This window comes from Lactobacillus sp. OTU4228 (assembly GCF_001006945.1).
Taxonomy (GTDB): domain Bacteria; phylum Bacillota; class Bacilli; order Lactobacillales; family Lactobacillaceae; genus Lactobacillus; species Lactobacillus amylovorus.
The window spans coordinates 13,079-31,902 of the sequence record NZ_CDLD01000032.1 but is presented as its reverse complement, the minus strand read 5'-3'; the positions used below and the strand labels follow the sequence as shown (position 1 = coordinate 31,902).

Below are 18,824 nucleotides of genomic sequence, written 5' to 3'. Positions count from 1 at the left end.
ATGTTAAAAAGGGCGAGTTAATTTATTTAACTGACTTGAAGAAGGTATATATTTATCGCATTTATATGAAGAAGATCGTTGATCCTTCTGCAGTTTGGTTAGTTAACAATACCCGACAAAACATCGTCACCTTAATTACCTGTGCTGATGGTGGTAAAAATCGCTGGGCAATTCGTGGTAATTTAATTAAAACCGAAAAAGCAACAGATAATAATTTGAAAGTCTTTAACTTAAAATAGATTGTCTGACTTATACAGATATCGTATTTGCGTTAAAATTATTAATAGATTTGCAAGAAAGACACTCGCTTGTGAGTGCCTTTTAGTTTTGATGAGGGTGTTTTACAGTAATGAAATGGCAACAAAGAACTGCTGAAGAGCTAGATCCAAGTTTGATAGAAAAGTATCAGCTAAGTCCAATTGCGGCAAAGCTTTTTGCCTTACGTGGCATTGACAGCGATGAAAAACTAGATTTCTGGTTTAATGCGACCGAAGAGAATTTAGCGGATCCTTCGCTTATGCATGATATGGATAAGGCCATTGATCGAATCAATCAAGCAATTGATAATGGTGAAAAGATTACGATTTATGGCGACTATGATGCTGACGGGATCACTGCGACAACGATTATGACAGAGACTCTAAGTATTTTAGGTGCTGATGTGTATTACTTTATTCCAGATCGCTTTAAAGACGGCTATGGCCCTAATATTGATCGCTATCATGATATTGTTGCAGACGGTACCAAATTAATTATTACTGTAGATAATGGTGTGACTGGTATTGACGAAGTTAAATATGCTAAAGAACATGGTGTAGATACAATCGTAACCGACCACCACACTTTTCAAGAACAAAAGCCAGATGCCTATGCCATCGTACACTGTAATTATCCTGGCCAAAAATATCCTTTTGATGATTATTGTGGTGCAGGTGTTGCCTACACAATCTGCCGCGGCTTAATGCAGGATACGATGCCAGAACTACTTGATTTAGCCATGATAGGTACGATTGGCGATATGGTTAAAGTAACCGGAGAAGGTCACGTAATTGTTAAACGAGGGCTGGAAGTACTTAACCAAACTGAGCGACCAGGTTTGCGTGCCCTGATAAAGAATGCTGGCTTAACTTTAGGCTCGATTAACGAAACAGATATCGGCTTTAATATTGCTCCTCGTTTGAATGCGGTAGGTCGATTGGCCAATGCTAACCTTGCAGTTGAGTTATTATTAAGCGACGACGATGTTGAAGCACAAAAGATTGCGGATCAAATTGAAGAGCTGAATAATCAGCGTAAGGAATTGACGACTGAAGTCTATGATAAATGTATGGCGTTAATCCGTGAGAATAGCTGGCAAAAACAAAATACGCTTGTTTTATATGATCCAGATTTTCATGAAGGTGTGTTGGGCCTGGTAGCCAATAAGATCGTTGAGAAGACGCATAAGCCAACGATCGTTTTAACTAAGAATCAGGCTGGAGAAATCAAAGGTTCAGGTAGATCAATTACTGGCTTTAATTTGTTTGATGCCCTTAATCCTTTAAAAGAAGAGCTTTTTACCAAATTTGGTGGTCATGATTTTGCCTGCGGTTTATCAATGACTGAAGATAAAATTGGTGCTTTAAGAGAAAAGCTTGAGAAAGGTTTTCACGTTGAAGGTGGACTTGAAATTAAGGAATATGATATGGAACTGCCTTTGCAGGGATTGTCACTACAGATCTTAGCGCAGATTAATCAAGTGGGACCGTTTGGAACGGGGGATGCACAGCCAATTTTCAGTATCTCCAACCCAACGATTACCCAATTTTTTAAGATTGGTAAAGAGAAGAATCACGTCAAGTTTAATGTCGCTAAAAAGGGTGGCAGCCTGGCTGTAATTGGTTTTAATAAAGACTTTTTAAACAATAATTTGTTGCCATTTATTGCCAGGGTCTTTGTTCAATTGTCGCTTAATACTTATCGCAATAAGATATCGTTGCAAGGTATCATCGAAGGAATTGAATTTGCTTCACCTAAATTAGCTGTTCCTACGCCAGTTATTGATTTGCGTCAAGAAAAGCTAGTCATGGGTTTTGCAGATCGTTATTTGTTATTTGACAAAAAGAATATTCCAATTGTTAGGAATAGACTGCAAGTAAGTGACGATAAGATTAGTTTGGTTAAAGATTACGACAAATCTGGTGAAACAGTTGCTTTGCTTGATGTACCACGCAATCAAATCGAATTAAATTCGGCACTAGAAAAGAATTACCAACAAATTTACTTACGTTTCTTGCTTGATCAATTGCCAGTAGAGCATATTCCAGCAAAAAGCTATTTTGGCAAAGTGTTGAAATATATTTATGCTCACCCAACGTTGAGTCCAGATGATTATCGCACCGTAGCGCCATATCTTGGCTTAGATTATGACAGTGTATTGTTCATTTTACGTGTCTTCTTTGAATTAGGCTTTGTTAAATTGGACGATGGCAAGCTAGTAGGCGAGCAGCATCCTCAAAAGCAGCCTTTAACAGCATCTAAGTATTTGAGAGCAACGCAGTCACAAATTAAGTTTGTCGATCAATTGAGAACAATGCCAACTCAGCAAATTATCACATATGTTAATAATTTTTTGAATAATTAGATAAATATCAAGATTTTGATGTTTTTATACCAAAAATCTGTTAAAATATACAAGTTAAAAGTGTTTGAATAAAAACGCAAAGATTTTTGGAGGTTTTACTTCTTATGGCAATTGATTTTAGTAAGTATATTGCAAGCGTAAAGGACTTTCCTAACAAGGGAATTGTGTTCCGCGACATTACACCAATCTTGCAAGATGGCGATTTATACCGTACTGCTACTCATGAATTAGCAGAATACGCCAAGAGCAGAAATGCGGATGTAATCGTTGGTCCAGAAGCACGTGGTTTTATCGTTGGCTGTCCTGTAGCAACTGAATTGGGCATTGGCTTTGTTCCAGCAAGAAAGCCTCACAAGTTGCCTAGAGAAGTTGAACGTGCTTCATATGCTTTGGAATACGGTTCAAACAGCTTGGAAATGCACAAGGATGCTATTAAGCCAGGTCAAAGAGTAGTTGTATGTGACGACTTGATGGCTACTGCTGGTACTTTGAGAGCTTCTAAGGAATTAATCGAAAACCTTGGTGGTAAGCTTGTAGGTGCTGCATTCTATATTGAATTACCTGACTTAAAGGGTAGAGAGAAGTTGCCAGACGTTGATATTTATTCATTAGTAAAATATCACGGTGCTTAAATAGTAAATAAAAAGCCTTAATGCGAAAGCATTGGGGCTTTTTTATTTTGCAAAATTTTTATAAAATTATTAGTTAATAAAAGAGGGGGAAGCATGAAAATCAAATCATACGAAAAACAATATTTTGCGCAACTAGGCGCAGTGATGGATAAAGCGAGGATGCAAGAACTAGAAGCTGAAAATTTGGAGCCAGTTTTTGTGGCTTTCAGGGATGCACCATATTTAGATTATTTGTTGTCTTGTAAGATTTACGTAGCACTTGAGGACGAAAAATTAATGGGTTTTATAGGCTTTAAACCAGGTAAGATCGAATTCATCTATGTTGATCCAAATGCACAAGGTAGAGGGATAGCTACCAAGTTAATGGAAAAAACACTAGACGAATTAAAGCGACCAGTCAGTCTTGAGGTGTTTACCAACAATAATCGTGCTAAAGCTTTGTATAAAAAAGTTTGGTTTTGAAACTGTTAAAACGATAACTGAGAAATGGTCTGATGAATATCCGGTTCTTTTCTCACAAGATACGATGGAATTAAAGTAAGGAGTAATTATAAAAATGAATATCTGGATAAAACGAATTATTAAAGCCATTGCAATTTGGTTACTCTTAATAATGATCTATTTAACTTTGAATTTGTGGTTTAATGTAAATATTCCAATTGTTTCGAATATCTTTGGCGTCAACTTGATAGCAAATACTGAGGCAGGACGTTCTATTACGATGACCTCAATCTTTCCAAACTGGATCCTTAGTTTAGCATGCTTTGTGATCGCATATGTTGGTGTGAGATGGTTTTGGAAAGGGATTAACAAATCTAAAAAATAAATCGTCTTAAAATATTGCACTAGTAATTAAAGATCGTTATACTAATTTGTATAACGCTTAGAAATAGCGTGAAATCAACAGAAATAAAAAAATACCCCTGAAGGAAAAATTTCTTTAGGGGTATTTCTTTTGTTCTATTTGCCAGTTAACTTAAATTTGGTCCATGGCTTGATAAAATCAAGTAAAAATAATTCATCTTTGGCGATACTACCAATTTTGTTCTTTCTTGGCTCTTTATGTGGCTTTAAGACAATTTGAAATTCATTTTTATAAATACCAAAATTGTCATTACCGATTAAAACATCACCGCGTTGAAATTTCTCTTCATTATCATGTGGTGGGTTAGGGATGTCTTTGTAAGTTACTCGAGGCATAGTTGAACGAATGACAATTTCATTCATGTCGCCGCGGCGGAAGTGTTGAGGTTTTTCTATATCACTAATTTGTTTTACATAATCAACGTGAAGCATTAACTGGTAACGATTTACCTCTGATAAAACCCTTAATTCTTCTTCGCTAGCATAGGCGTTACCAATGATTACGTCATCAATTAAGCCTGAGGCAAATAAATGCATTGCTTGATAGGAAATAATATTGTTTAAGTAGTCGACGTTGTTACTCATGTTTAATTCAATGATTAAACCATATGAATTGTAAGAAAGCATTGCTTCTGTTGCACCGTCGAAGGCTGGGTCTAATCTAATACCAGCTGCACCAGTATCTGCGAAGAATTTTAAGTCAGAGTAACTAATTCCAAGTTGATCAAATAATTGAGGAGAAACGTCTAAGAAAGTTTGGTAACCTAATTTGTTGCCGTATTCAATTATTTTTTTGTACTTGGCTTGAGTTTCTGCAGGACTGACTTGACTTCAAGCATACTCATAAAAATGCGAGAGAAGCCGTATTTATGACCAAGTTCTAGGTATTTAGCATTGTCTTCAAAATTACTGTGGTCTGGATAGATGGATAGACCTAAAGATCTCATTCTCATTATATATACCTCTTTTCGTCAATATGTATATACCAATTATAGTTGATAAAATTAAAAGGGTCTAGCCCAATGTTCTGGTAAAAGAAAAAGGATGAATCAAATCAATTCATCCCTAGACAATGATTTCAGTAATATTTTGTTTATTCGTTAAATAAAGCAGTTGAAAGGTAACGATCACCGCCATCTGGACTAACAGTGACAGCAGCATGACCTTTACCAAGCTTCTTAGCTAATTCGATTGCACCGTGGATGTTGGCACCAGCGAAAATACCAGGTAAGAAACCTTCGTTTTTGGCAACTTCACAGGCTATCTTCATCGCTTCATCAGTTGAAACTTCTACAATGCCGTCATAGACATCTTTGTCCAAGTTTTTTGGAATAAATCCAGCAGCTATGCCGTGTTTGCCAGTCTTGCCATCCTTTAATAAAGGTGACTCGCTTGGCTCCAGTGCGTAAACCTTAGTATTAGGATTTTCCTTCTTTAATGCACGGCCAATACCTGAAAGAGTACCACCGGTACCAACGCCAGCAACAAAAGCGTCGACAGACTTGCCGATACCGTTCATTGCGCTAATAATTTCTGGACCAGTAGTCAACTCATGAATATTAGGATTTTCAGGATTATCGAATTGCATTGGCATATAATAGCTTTTTTCCTTAACTAATTCTTCAGCCTTAGCAATAGAACCCTTCATGCCTTCAGAACCTGGTGTCAAAATAAGTTCAGCACCGTAGCCTTTCATGAGCTTACGACATTCTACACTCATGGTTTCAGGCATGACGATGATAATGTGATAGCCTTTAGCAGTAGCTACCATGGCTAAACCAATACCGGTGTTGCGTGAGGTAATAGTACCGCCTGGCTTTAAATTGCCATCACGTTCAGCTTTTTCAATCATTGCTAAAGCAATACGATCTTTGGTTGAGCCTGCAGGGGTTTCAAATTCAAGCTTAACATAAACATCAGCCGCATCTTCTGGAACGACACGGTTTAACTTCAATAATGGTGTGTTACCAATCAATTCTGTAACTGAATTATAAATTGTACTCATTTTTTACTTCTTAATTTAAAACTAACTTGCTTTTTTCAACTTGTTTAAGCCAGTTATCAAAAAACGTTTTTTGTGTATCCTTCCATTGAAAAAGTGGGGAGGACATAGAATAATTATCTGGCTTTTTGTAGTGACGATCGGGATGAGCTGCGACTTCTCTTTGATATTCATCCCTTAAACCAGTTCTGCCATATTCGATATGTGAGAAGATGAAGTTTTGTTCAGGCTTCTCTTCTGATAAAACCATGAATAAATGGCCGTTATCATCAACCGAATTGATCACTAAACGTGGATTTTGCATGATTTGTTCTTTATCCATTTTCGCATAACGAGCATGGGGAGCGATAAAGCCTTGGCTAAGCCCATCTAATAAAGGATGTGGTTCGATGATTAAATGGGGAAAGATGCCAAAAATCTTTTCTGCTAAAATTCTTTTTCTAATGCCATAAAAATAGTTCATGGCTGCCATTGCACCCCAACAGAAGTACAATTGTTGCTTTCTTTGTTTATCAAGTTCTTGAATCAAACATCGAATTCCCTCTATATATTCGACATCATGAAAGGCAAGATGGTCAAGCGGTGCACCTGTAATAATGAAGCTATCAAATTCTTTGATACGATCGATATCTAATGGCTCTGAATAAGTAGCAGATACTTCAGTAGGAACAGGGCGATGCAGATAATGAGAGCGTGGATATAAAAACGTTAATTTTTCGTTAGGCAAAACCTTTAAAAGCGTTTTTGCGTATCCAGCTTATCGTGCATCAGATTGAGAGCGCCTATTTTTACTTTATTAGCCAAGTTTTAACCTCCTTACTTATTAAAAGCTAATACACTTATATAGCTTATAAAAAATAAGTAAAGAAAAAAGGCCCAATATTTCTGGACCTTTGATTTAAAAGATTGGTGAAAGCAATCTAGAGAAGTATTGTTTGAATTTTAACCAAGATGACTGTTTAGCAAAATATTCATTAGTCAATAAGGTACATTTCTCAAGATCTTTTTCAAAAATCTCTTTTAATTCTTTAGTTAAAAGAGGATTGTAGTTGAATGAGTTAACTTCAAAATTCAAAGTGTAACTACGGAAGTCTTGATTGGCAGAACCAACAGACGAGATATTTGAGCCACTGACCATTGTCTTAGCATGGATAAAGCCATCATTGTACTTATAGACTTTAACGCCGTTAGCAACCAAGTATTTGGCGTAATATTCAGTCGCACGATAAACAAATGGGTGGTCAGGCATGCATGGAATCATAATTTTGACATCCACGCCACTGTTGGCTGCAATAATCAATGATTCTAGAATTGAGTCTTCAGGAATCAAATATGGCGTCTGAATATAAACGTATTCTTTTGCGCTAGCAATGATACCTTCATAACCGCGTCGAATACCGTAGCGTTGGTTATCAGGACCAGATGCAACAATTTGCATGGCGACGTTGTTATCTGATTCGAAGTCTTTACGATCAACAATAAAATTTTTAAGCTCATCTAATTCGAATTTAGGAAGACTGGTTCTTCTAGTTGAAGTGTTCCAATCCATGGCAAAACGAACTTCCATTAGAATAGGAGATTGTCCTTCTACACGAAGGTGCGTATCGCGCCAGTGACCAAATTTCTTAGATTGATTTACGTATTGATCGCCAATATTAAAACCACCAATGTAACCCGTATTGTGGTCAATAACGACCAATTTGCGGTGAAGGTGATAGTTAAGACGAGGAGTAGTGAACCAGTGCTTTTTAGAAGTAGAAATAAATGGTTGTGCTTGCCCACCCAATTCTCTTAAATGATCAAAAAATGCTGGCTTAGTACCACGTGAACCTGAAGTATCATAGATTACTCGCACTTTAGCACCATTTTTGGCAGCTTGCTCAAGTGCAGCTAAAACGCGATGGCCTAATTTATCTGCATAAAAAGTATAGAACTCCAAACTAACAGCTACTTTGGCATTCTTAATGTCTTCAATCATTTGATCAAAGAGTTCGGGGCCGTCTGTGTAGACTTTAACGTGGTTAGCAAAGGTCAAGATAGCATCATCATTATTTAAATTCAGCTCAGTTAACATTCTGACACGTGGAACCCGTTCTTTTCTTGGAAGAAGATCGTACTCTTGCAACATCTTCTTTTGCTGGTTTAAATAATGGTTACGTGTTTCTTTTTGTTCCTTTTGGATAGCAAAGATTTCATCTTGCGATAATTGCCGGCCAAAGAAAAGATAAAGAATAAATCCAATACCAGGTAAGATTGTCAAAACAAGCATCCATGCCCAAGTGGCAACCACGCTTCGACGACTTCTAAAGACGGTCCATACGGCAAAGATGACGTTAATTATCCATAGAACCTCTAAAGTTCGCCTTATTATGTCCCATGTTAAAATCATTATTTTGTTACTCCCCTTTGAATAGTTTCAATTAATAATTTTAGCAGATTTAATTCAAAAAATAGTTTAAATTTATTGATCTCTGATAAAATAAAAGTGAAAGCAAAAAACAGATTAAACGGGGGTAGAGAACGATGAGAAAGAGAATAGTTTATCTTGCTGGGTTGGCTTTAATGGCAATGGATTTAGGTGCAACAACTACCGTTGAACCCGTTAATGCAGCGATTGCTGATCCAATTCAAACAGGTAAGAAATTAAATTTAACTAGAAGTGCATATGTTTACAACAAGCGCGGTGTTAGAGTGGGTCGGTTAAAGAAGGGTAACATGTGCAAGATCCACGTTATCAAAGTAATCAACGGCGCCACTTACGTTAAGATTGGCAAGAACAGATTCGTAAAACAAGAAGCATTTTTACCATATGTTAAGTCTGCTCGAGTAGAAAACATTATTAAGAAGAATTCATATATCTATGATGAAAATGGTGAAAAAATTCCAGGCAAGTTTGTCAAGCGTGGTACCAAAGTAGACTATTTAGGTCATAAAGAAATTAATGAAAAGCCATTTGTTCAAATTGGTGATGGCGAATACGTTAAGGCATTAAATGTTTTAACTATTATGGTTAATAACTAAATAATCAAGACAAAACAAAAAGAAGTGATGATCATCACTTCTTTTTTATTCTGGTCAAATTATCTATTTTTCATTACCGGTTGGTAAACCAAATCAATTAATACTGCCGCAATTACTGCAACAACTACAGTGATTAATAAGTTTTGCCAGCTAATTTGTACCATTGCTAAACCGCAAAGAGCCAAGATAAAGGTTAAAGCTACATCCGCAATTTGAACGATACCAACCAACTTGGATGGGTAATCTTGCCAGAAGTATTTGCGAGTTCTGGTGATTAATACGATGAGCATAGCACTTAAGACTAAGTATACGTAGACCATCGTTGAAATAGCACCATGACTCCAGCCATGAGTATTCAAGTACCAAACAAAGATGAAACCGATCACGGTCCAACCGGCAGCAAGAGAGAAGGCAATTTTAGCTAATTTAGCCATGTTCCAGTTTTCTGGCTTGTAAGTGATATGGGTTCTATCAGTACCGATCATCATAGTAACCATGTTGTTCATGATAGTGTAGATAACCATTGCATTCAAAGCCATTGGAATGTAGTCGAAGAACAGGTAACCGAATGTTAAAAGCATAGTTAATTCGGCAGTTCTAGCAAGCTTAGTCAATGACCAAGTAGTCATTCTTTGGTAAACGCGGTGACCAGCATCCAAGATCTTAACGATTGAACCTAAACCATCGTTCAAAAGAACCATCTTGCCTGAACGCTTAGCAACGTCGGCGGCGTTAGAAACGGCAATACCAACTTCAGCTTGCTTCAAAGCAGGTGAGTCGTTAACACCGTCACCAGTCATCCCAACAATGTAGCCCTTCTTTTGGAAGCACTTAACCATGTTTAACTTATCTTCAGGTAAAACGTCGGCGATACCAGCTAAGTTGTCGATATCGGTATTATCGTTAAAGTCATGAATAGAAATTACTTCACCAGTTAAATCAACTTGTTCAGCTACGGCTGCGGCAGTCTTTTGGTTATCACCGGTTAACATGATAGGACGAACGCCACGCTTCTTTAATTCAGCTAAAGCAGCCTTAGAATCGCTTCTTACCTTATCTTGTAAGATGAAGACACCGGCGAATTTATCGTCGATTAAAACAGCAACTGAACGACCTGCTTTAAAGTTAATGTCGTTTACTTCTTCGTTGGCATTTTTATCGATTAAAGATAATTGTTTAAATGAACCCAGCTTAACGTTGTGACCATCAGCTTCGGCCATTGAGTAACCAGTGTCGGAAGTAAATGGTACGAAATTATCGGTGTCCATTACAGGGATGTTTTTTTCTTTTAAGTATTCATCAATAGCAGTATCAATGATACCGGCATTACGTTTGTCAGTGGCCGCACCAACTAAGGCAAGCACATCTTTATCAGGTAGATCGCTAACATCGGTCCAGCTAGCTACGGCAGTTTTGTTTTCGGTAATAGTTCCAGTCTTATCAAGCAAGAGCAAGTTCAAGTTGGCTGCATCTTGAATACCAGTTAAGTCGGAAGTCAAGACGCCTTCTTTACTCAAACGAGTTGCTTCAAATGAGTTGGATAATGCAAAAGTTGATGGCATAGCCACAGGAATTGAGGCAATGAACATCATGGCAAGGAATGGCAACATGTTAATAAAGGTATTGAAATTGCCACCCTTGAAGAATGAAGCGATGATGATTACTAAAGTAAGAACACCATCTAATAAACAAAGGTAGTAGATGATCTTAGTCAACAATTGTTGCAAGTGACCTGGTGCAGCAGAATTGTTGATCAAGTTGATGGTCTTACCACTTCTTGAGTGCTTACCAGTAGCAGTAACGATTGCTAAGCCGTCACCTTCGACAACTGTAGTACCAGCATAGGCGGTGTCGTCAACATTCTTTTTAACTGGCTTTGATTCACCAGTAATTGAACTTTCATCGCAAGCTAGAGCGCCAGAAACTACTTTGACATCGGCTGCCAATACGTCACCACGTTGCAATGAGATTAGATCGCCTTTGACTAATTGCTTAGAGTCGATCTTGATCCATTTGCCATCTCTTTCAACCGCAACAGTTGGCGTTAATTTGTGTGAAATGTTGTTTAATACGCGACGTGATTGTTTCTTCTTTGAAGCTCCGTTAAAGGCCGCGAAGAGTAACATCAACAATACGAATAATGATTGAACCCACTTGCCTAAGATACATTCAAGGATCAATGCACCTTCTAGAATCCAAGCAGAAAGATTCCATAATTTAGACAAAAATTCCTTAAAGAAATTGTATTCAGGCTCAGGTACTTCGTTTAAGCCGTCTTCTTTAAGGCGTTTGTCTGCTTCGGCTTGAGTTAAGCCATGAAAATTTTCAGACATTTGTTTAATTCCCTCCAAATCTACCTTATTAAATTAGCACATAAATTGCCCAGATTAAAATACTAAAATATAATATATGATATTAAAAAATTTAATATCTAGATTTACCAAAATAAAAAGGATAGATTATGAACTTAAAACAATTGCATTATTTTTTAGTGGTAGCCGAAGAAAAGCAAATTACTTCTGCGGCTAAGAGATTGTATATTGCACAACCACCATTGAGCTACCAATTAAAACAACTAGAAAAAGAATTAGGCGCACAACTTTTTAAAAGAACGTCACATGGGATCGAATTAACCGATGCCGGCCAGATTTTGCAAGGTTATGCGAGTGAAATATTATCGCTGGCCCACAATGCGGAAAATCAGGTGCAGAAGACAATTTCTGGTGAATTAGGGACAATTGCTATTGGTATGGCATCTTCATCGACTGGACTAATTCCAATGGACTCATTTAAAGAATTAACGCGTTTTTATCCCGAAATCAGTTTTGATATCTATGAGGCCAATACTTTTGGCATTTTGGATAAACTAGAAAAGAAGACGATCGATTTAGGGATCGTGCGTACGCCGTACAATCGTAATGGCCTGAATGCGCGCAATTTAACTAAAGAAAAGATGATGGCGGTAACTGTTGATCCGTATTTTCAAGGTAAAAAAGAACTGCGTATCAAGGATCTAGCGAATCAACCGCTGATTATTTATCGCCGCTTTGAAGATATCTTTAATCAAACATTTGCTCATCATGGAATCGCGCCTTTTTATGCTGTTAAATGTGACGATTCACGTACTGCGATTACATGGGCAAAAAGAAAAATGGGTTTAGCTTTGGTACCAGAATCAATTGCTACAATCTATGCCAAAGACAATATGATTCCTATTAAACATGCTAATTGGGTAACACATTTACAATTAATTTGGCGCAAAGATAGACAAGTTACTCCACTCATGAAAAAGATTATTGACTCATTAAGCTAATAGGATTGTAACTTAAACCTAATTGATCCATAATAAGTGTAAGCGGATACATTAATTATAGTGAGAGGGTGGTTAAATGACTAGTCCTATTCATGTTTATTCAGAAATTGGTAAGTTGAAAACAGTGATGCTTCATCGACCTGGCAAGGAACTCGAAAATCTTTCACCAGAAATCTTGAATCGGATGCTGATTGATGACATCCCTTACTTAAAGATTGCTCAAGAAGAGCACGATTATTTTGCTAAAACCTTGCAAGATCAAGGAATTCATGTGCTTTACTTGGAGGATTTGCTAGCAGAATCCTTAGTAGCAGTAAAAACGCGCACGGCCTTTATTGATCGTTTGCTAGAAGAATCTGGCATTAAGAAAAAAGATCCTTTGCACCAATTGCTGCTGGAATATTTGCTGGCAATGAAGCCAGAAACGATGGTGAAGCAAGTAATTGCCGGTATCAAAAAGAGTGAGATCAAAAACGTTGAGCCATCACTGGCCGACCTAGCAGAAGATGCAGATTATCCATTTTACCTAGATCCAATGCCTAATGTTTACTTCACTCGTGATCAACAGGCGGCCATTGGCAATGGGATGACGATTAATAGGATGACCTTTAGGGCAAGAAGACGTGAATCTTTGTTTATGAAGACAATCTTGCAAAATCATCCTAATTTTAAAGATCAAGATATTCCGATTTGGCGTGATCGTAATGTTCATGGCCGAATCGAAGGCGGGGATGAATTAGTTTTAAATAAGCACGTCTTGGCAATTGGAATTTCGCAAAGAACTTCAGCGGTTGCAATCACCGACTTAGCTCATGCCTTATTTGGTCATTCAACTTTTGACACGATCTTAGCGATTAAAATTCCGCACAATCATGCCATGATGCACTTGGATACCGTATTTACGATGATCAATTATGATCAATTCACAGTGCATCCCTTCATCCTATCCAAATCTGGCAAAATTGATATCTACGTTTTGCAACCGGATAAGGATGGTGAAGTCAAAATTACGCCTAAGAATGACTTAGTCGAAGTATTGAAGGAATATTTGCACTTATCTGAAATCGATTTGATTCCCACAGGAGGTGCAGATCCAATCGCCGCTCCAAGAGAGCAGTGGAATGATGGCTCAAATACTTTGGCAATTGCTCCAGGTGAAGTTGTTACCTATGATCGTAATTATGTTTCTAATGATTTATTGAGAAAACATGGCATTTTAGTACATGAAGTTCGTTCAAGCGAACTTTCTCGTGGCCGTGGTGGCCCAAGATGTATGTCATGTCCACTAGTTCGTGAAGATATAGAAGAGGCAAAAAATGAAATATTTACAAAACGTTTTTCAAGGTAGAAGCTTTTTAGATTGTAAGGATTATACTCCTGCAGAAATTGAATATTTAATTGATTTTGCACTTCACTTAAAAGAATTAAAGAAAGAGCATATTCCACACGAGTATTTAAAGGGTAAGAATATTGCGCTTTTGTTTGAAAAGTCTTCAACTAGAACTCGTTCCGCCTTTGTCGTTGCTTGCAACGATTTAGGAGCAAATCCTGAGTATATGGGTGCAGGTGAAATTCACTTAGGCAAAAAAGAGAGTATTAAGGATACTGCTAAAGTTCTAGGCAGCATGTTTGATGGGATTGAATATCGAGGCTTTGCCCAAAAAGATGTCGAAGATTTAGCTAAATACTCCGGTGTACCAGTTTGGAATGGTTTAACCGATAAGTGGCACCCAACGCAAATGCTAGCTGACTTTATGACAATTAAAGAAAAATTTGGTCACTTAAAGGGCATCACCTTAGCTTATGTTGGCGACGGTCGTGATAATGTCGCAGACAGTCTATTAGTTGCCGGCAGCATGCTAGGAGTTAATGTGCATATTGTTACACCTAAGCCATTATTTACCCACCAAGATGTTCAAGAAATTGCCGAAAAATTTGCGAAAGATTCAGGCTCACAAAACATGATCACTGATGATATTGAAAAAGGCGTTAAAGGCGCCAACGTAATTTATACCGATGTCTGGGTTTCAATGGGTGAAAACGACTGGAGCGAGAGAATCAAGCTCTTAAAGCCATACACTGTAAATATGAAGATGATGAAAGAAACTGGTACGCCTGATGATCAATTAATCTTTATGCACTGTTTGCCAGCATTCCATGATCGCTCAACTAAGGTCGGTGAAGAAATCTACGAAAAATATGGCTTAAGCGAGATGGAAGTTACCGATGAAGTCTTTAACTCCAAGTATGCTTGGCAATTTACTGAAGCTGAAAATAGATTGCACTCAATTAAAGCAGTAATGGCTGCAACTTTAGGTAATTTGTTTATTCCGACGGTTAACGAAAGAGGCAATTAAAATGAAAAAAATAGTTGTTGCTTTGGGCGGTAATGCAATTCAGGCTGAAGATAATAGTGCGGCAGCACAACAAGAAGCTGTTAGAAAAACTATGAAGACCGTTGCTAGCATGATCGAAAGCGGCAACCAGGTGGCGATTACTCACGGTAATGGCCCGCAAGTGGGTAATCTGCTTTTACAGCAGCATAAGGGAGCTAGTGAAAATAATCCAGCCATGCCGCTTGATACGATTAGCGCAATGACGCAGGGTAGTATTGGTTACTGGATGCAAAAGGCTCTAGATGATCAATTTAAGTTTGATAATTATCCAAGCCAAGCAGTAGCTTTAGTTACCCAAACCATCGTTGAAAGCAACGATCCTGCGTTTGAACATCCAACTAAACCGATTGGCCCGTTTTATACTTTCAATGAAATGCAAAAGCAACAGATTTATCATCCTGATTACACTTATAAGCAAGATGCTGGGCGCGGCTATCGTCAAGTAGTTCCATCACCTAAACCAGTTAAAATCATCAATGCGCCAATTATCAAGAATTTATTGCAAAATCATTTTGTCCCTATTGCAGCTGGTGGTGGTGGAATCCCGGTCGTTGTCGATCATGGTCGTTTGAAAGGTGTTGCCGGAGTTATTGATAAGGACTTCAGTGCCGCAAAAATGGCGGAAGATATCAGTGCTGATGAGCTGGTTATCTTAACAACTGTTGACAATGCTTACTTGAATTACCGCAAAGAAAATCAACAAGCAATCGGCAAAGTTACAGTTAACGAGTTGAAACAGTACCTGCAAGAAGGACAATTTGCGGCTGGCAGCATGAAGCCTAAGATTGAAGCTGCAATTGAATTTACGGAGAAGACAGGTAAACCGACAATTATTACTTCTTTAAAAAATGCTGCTAAATTAAACGATGGAGTAGGGACGATCGTTTATAATGAGTAGCGGTGATTAAATGAATATTTTTAATGAAGGAAAAGAGCAGAATGTCGCTCAGGCTCTGAATGCAAAAGATAAATGCGTTGCTCTGCAGCAAAAAATTTTTGCCAAGTATCCAGATCAGACGCTGGTTGACGTTAATTTGAATATTACAGGACCAATAAAAAAACAATCGCTTCTTAGAGAAGCTGTTTAATTATGGTATTAAACAGCTTGAAGCAAGTTGGGATAAATTGGGTTTTGCTTATAAATTAGTGGTCTCTTTAGATGAAGATACAGGATATGAAAACTTTTATATCTTGGATTTGCCAATTAAAAAGGTTAAGCAAACGACGATTGCTTTTGAGGATCAAGCAGAGCTTGGTCGTTTGTTTGATGCAGATGTTTTGGTCAAAGATAAAAACGCCGCTATTTCTAGACGAGATCTGGGACCAAGTCCGCGCAAATGTTTTATCTGTGATCGACCAGCTAAAGAATGTGCTCGCTCTCGGAGGCATTCTGTTGCAGAAATGCAAGATTATATTTCTGAATTATATGTAAAGAATGTAAAATGAGGTGGGTAATCCATCTCATTTTTCGTTTTTTTAATAAAAATAACAGAAAATGATTTAAAATAAATGATGGACGAATTATAGATATATATGTTTATTGTTTATAAGGAAAAATATGAAATTAGAGAAAAATCTAGATAATTTAAAGCAAATAGCCCCACTGGTTCAATATGCTTTTGGAAAGAACAATGATCTACTTCATGATGATGATTTTATGTCTCGTTATGATCATAGTGATGGCTATGGCTTTTTTAATGATAAAAAATTAACTAGTTACATTATGGTGAACAAGTTTAAGAGTGAGGTCTTTGGTCATCATGTGCCAATGGCTGGTATTGGGTATGTTGCCTCATATCCGGAATATCGCGGTCAAGGTCATATTTCGAAATTGATGAAGGAAATTTTAAAAGACCTGCATGACCAAGATATTCCGTTCACTAACCTGGCTCCTTTTTCTGAGAGCTTCTATCGTCACTATGGCTTTAGCAACAGTATTTATCAAAAAGAATATCGTTTTTCTGGTAGTGCCTTAAGAGCATTTAAATTGCCACGTACAGGTCACGTAATTCGCGGCAAATGGAACGACCTAATGGTTCAAAATGGAGTGATTCAACTCTATGAAAGACAACTTCATACAGATGATGAGCGAAATACGGTAATTCGTCAGGCCTGGTGGTGGAACAGAATGGACACATACTACCACAATCGAAACATTGCCGTTTATATCGATGCGGATGGTCGTCCTATTAGCTATTTGATTTACCGTATTCATGGCAATGTTTTCTTAGCTGATGAACTTTATTCGATCACTGCCAAAGGCTTAATATGTTTGCTTGGCTTCATGGGTTCTCATGCTGGTGCGATTAAAGAATTTCGCATGATTTTACCAGAGCATTCATTAATTGGTGAACTTTTCCCAGAACAAAATCAATTGCACATTAGTCTGCATCCCTACATGATGAGCAGGATTATTGACTTTGCCATAATGGTTACTTATATGAAGCCCCTTCAAGAAGGCACCTTTAATGTTGAAGTGATTAGCGATGACCAATGTCCGTGGAATATTGGCGTATGGCAGATAACTAATCAAGCTGGTCAAGTTTCCTGTAAACAAATTGAAGACGGCTTGGTTGACTATTCTGGCCCAATTACTGCTTGGACACAAGTTTTTTTAGGTAGACTAAGCATGAGGGATGCTGTTAAACTAGGGTTAATTACAGATTATCGGATTAAAAAGCTCGACTTTAAAAAAGGCGACGTTTCTTTCTATGATTATTTCTAGTAAAGAAGGTAATTAAAATGAGTAGAGAAAAGAAAATCAACTTATTAAAGTTCTTAGGCATCATTGTTAGTGGAATTAATGTAGTGATCTCTTTGATGATCATGCTTAATAAGTATCAAATTAGAAGAGATCAAAAGAAACTAGCAGATGAGGGTCACGCACCTTTAGGTGAGGATTAGTATGAAGCAATTGAAGATTGCATATTTTAATCAATTAGGGCGCAGAGAATTAGATCAGGCAAAGACAAAATTCGAAGAAGAGTATCCTGATACTGAAGTTAAATTAATTAGTACAGGGTATGATGAGGCTTTTGAAAAGATGGCTGATGGCGAGGCCGATTTGGTTATTGCGGATAAGCGCGATGAAAAGGATGACCTTGAAAGAGAAGATCTTGCTCAAGTTGGTGTAATGGCTATCTTGCCTAAGGGCAGCTATCAAAGCGGCATTCAAATGGTTGATAAAGCAGATCTGTCGGACATGACTTGCTTTATCGTGGCTAAACCTGAAGAAGAAGTTGCTGAACTTCATTTGTTTAAGGATCTTTATCAGGTGAAAAGCCCATTTATTGCTTCAAACTCAGTTGAAGAAGCTGCCTTGCTTGTGGCTTCAGGATCTGGTTATTTTTTGATCAATGAAATTGCGGCCGATTTGCTCAAGAACGACTCATTGCAAAAGTTATTCTTAACAGATAATGGTGCGCCAATGCGTCAAACGATTGCAGCTTTCTATGCTGAAAAGAATCAAACTATTGCGAAGTTTAACGAAATTTTGAAAAAAGAATATTAATTTTGGCAAGTTGAGCCAGTAAAAGCTTCAACTTACGGCAATGGTGACGTAGTCACTGTACCTAAGAACATGCAAGGAACCTGGTATTCATATGATCGGGATGCACACGATGGTAAAAAGATTACTTTTGGTGCACACACCGTAAATGGCAAGATTAAGAATCAAAAGAAGTTTGACCAAGTTACGAAGAACTGGATGTCAGGCAAGACAACCACAATGAAGAATGATACTTTCTATGAAATTGATCCATGGGTCACCTTTGAAAAGTGGAGTCTTTACAGAGTAACGCCACAAACAATTAATGGTTAAAAGCAAAACATTTTGGTCTACACGAATAGATACGATGGCGGTAATTACTACAGAAGTAAGAAGCTTGCTAAGCAGATGAAGGATTACAAGTTTGGAAAAGTAAACTATACAATGTAAGAAGAGACGCATTCCGAAAGGGATGCGTTTTTTAGT

15 protein-coding genes and 4 pseudogenes are annotated in these 18,824 nt (G+C 37.6%); 14 read left to right on the top strand and 5 right to left on the bottom strand.

Annotated features, from left to right (window positions below):
* From BN1206_RS05845 to BN1206_RS05830, 4 genes and pseudogenes are all read left to right on the top strand, one after another.
* The coding region (locus BN1206_RS05845) for a sortase domain-containing protein (RefSeq protein ID WP_156172738.1) at window positions 1-239 on the top strand (239 nt) is incomplete at its 5' end.
* A gap of 110 nt (window positions 240-349) precedes the next feature.
* Window positions 350-2,623 carry a single-stranded-DNA-specific exonuclease RecJ gene (gene recJ, locus BN1206_RS05840; RefSeq protein ID WP_052543041.1) on the top strand — a complete coding sequence of 758 codons (2,274 nt, stop codon included), beginning with the start codon at window positions 350-352 and terminating at the stop codon, window positions 2,621-2,623.
* A gap of 104 nt (window positions 2,624-2,727) precedes the next feature.
* Window positions 2,728-3,255 carry an adenine phosphoribosyltransferase gene (locus tag BN1206_RS05835; RefSeq protein WP_013438124.1) on the top strand — a complete coding sequence of 176 codons (528 nt, stop codon included), beginning with the start codon at window positions 2,728-2,730 and terminating at the stop codon, window positions 3,253-3,255.
* A gap of 93 nt (window positions 3,256-3,348) precedes the next feature.
* Window positions 3,349-3,796, top strand: a pseudogene (locus BN1206_RS05830) (GNAT family N-acetyltransferase).
* Between the two features lie 419 nt (window positions 3,797-4,215).
* On the opposite strand, the pseudogene BN1206_RS05820 reads toward BN1206_RS05830, so the two are convergent.
* From BN1206_RS05820 to cls, 4 genes and pseudogenes are all read right to left on the bottom strand, one after another.
* A pseudogene (locus tag BN1206_RS05820) lies at window positions 4,216-5,072 on the bottom strand (MupG family TIM beta-alpha barrel fold protein).
* 140 nt (window positions 5,073-5,212) lie between these two features.
* Entirely contained in the window at window positions 5,213-6,124 is a 912-nt protein-coding gene (gene cysK / locus BN1206_RS05815) for a cysteine synthase A (RefSeq protein WP_014565929.1), read from the bottom strand.
* 10 nt (window positions 6,125-6,134) lie between these two features.
* A pseudogene (locus BN1206_RS05810) lies at window positions 6,135-6,889 on the bottom strand (homoserine O-succinyltransferase).
* Window positions 6,890-7,019: 130 nt separating this feature from the next.
* Window positions 7,020-8,510, bottom strand: coding sequence for a cardiolipin synthase (gene cls / locus BN1206_RS05805; RefSeq protein ID WP_022087277.1), 1,491 nt, complete (start codon window positions 8,508-8,510; stop codon window positions 7,020-7,022).
* Between the two features lie 134 nt (window positions 8,511-8,644).
* Here cls and BN1206_RS05800 point away from each other — a divergent pair, with 134 nt between their 5' ends.
* Entirely contained in the window at window positions 8,645-9,142 is a 498-nt protein-coding gene (locus BN1206_RS05800; RefSeq protein ID WP_014565927.1) for an SLAP domain-containing protein, read from the top strand.
* A gap of 59 nt (window positions 9,143-9,201) precedes the next feature.
* On the opposite strand, the gene BN1206_RS05795 is transcribed toward BN1206_RS05800, so the two are convergent.
* Window positions 9,202-11,475: an HAD-IC family P-type ATPase gene (locus tag BN1206_RS05795; protein WP_046432823.1), complete on the bottom strand. Its 2,274-nt coding sequence runs from the start codon at window positions 11,473-11,475 to the stop codon at window positions 9,202-9,204.
* Between the two features lie 128 nt (window positions 11,476-11,603).
* On the opposite strand from BN1206_RS05795, the gene BN1206_RS05790 reads away from it, so the two are divergent.
* The 9 genes and pseudogenes from BN1206_RS05790 (at window position 11,604) to BN1206_RS05755 (ending at window position 18,671) form a co-directional block, all read left to right on the top strand.
* Window positions 11,604-12,455 carry a LysR family transcriptional regulator gene (locus tag BN1206_RS05790; RefSeq protein ID WP_013438111.1) on the top strand — a complete coding sequence of 284 codons (852 nt, stop codon included), beginning with the start codon at window positions 11,604-11,606 and terminating at the stop codon, window positions 12,453-12,455.
* Window positions 12,456-12,531: 76 nt separating this feature from the next.
* Window positions 12,532-13,803 (top strand): arginine deiminase, encoded by a 1,272-nt coding sequence (gene arcA, locus BN1206_RS05785; RefSeq protein ID WP_013642114.1) that lies wholly within the window; start codon window positions 12,532-12,534, stop codon window positions 13,801-13,803.
* Entirely contained in the window at window positions 13,772-14,812 is a 1,041-nt protein-coding gene (gene argF / locus BN1206_RS05780) for an ornithine carbamoyltransferase (RefSeq protein WP_013642113.1), read from the top strand. The genes arcA and argF overlap by 32 nt, the downstream gene beginning before the upstream one ends.
* A 1-nt stretch (window position 14,813) precedes the next feature.
* Entirely contained in the window at window positions 14,814-15,749 is a 936-nt protein-coding gene (gene arcC, locus BN1206_RS05775) for a carbamate kinase (protein ID WP_013438108.1), read from the top strand.
* A 10-nt stretch (window positions 15,750-15,759) separates the two neighbouring features.
* Window positions 15,760-16,297: pseudogene (citX, locus tag BN1206_RS05770) on the top strand (citrate lyase holo-[acyl-carrier protein] synthase).
* A gap of 112 nt (window positions 16,298-16,409) precedes the next feature.
* Window positions 16,410-17,576 carry a GNAT family N-acetyltransferase gene (gene eis / locus BN1206_RS05765; RefSeq protein WP_014565925.1) on the top strand — a complete coding sequence of 389 codons (1,167 nt, stop codon included), beginning with the start codon at window positions 16,410-16,412 and terminating at the stop codon, window positions 17,574-17,576.
* Between the two features lie 17 nt (window positions 17,577-17,593).
* On the top strand, window positions 17,594-17,755 hold the full coding sequence (locus BN1206_RS09775) for a hypothetical protein (RefSeq protein ID WP_013438106.1): 162 nt from the start codon (window positions 17,594-17,596) through the stop codon (window positions 17,753-17,755).
* A 1-nt stretch (window position 17,756) separates the two neighbouring features.
* The gene (locus BN1206_RS05760; RefSeq protein ID WP_013642111.1) at window positions 17,757-18,362 is read left to right on the top strand and encodes a LysR family transcriptional regulator substrate-binding protein; all 606 of its coding nucleotides are present in this window, start codon (window positions 17,757-17,759) and stop codon (window positions 18,360-18,362) included.
* A 69-nt stretch (window positions 18,363-18,431) separates the two neighbouring features.
* Complete coding sequence (locus BN1206_RS05755) at window positions 18,432-18,671, top strand: hypothetical protein (RefSeq protein WP_013642110.1); 240 nt, start codon at window positions 18,432-18,434, stop codon at window positions 18,669-18,671.
* The last annotated feature ends 153 nt before the right edge of the window (window positions 18,672-18,824 follow it).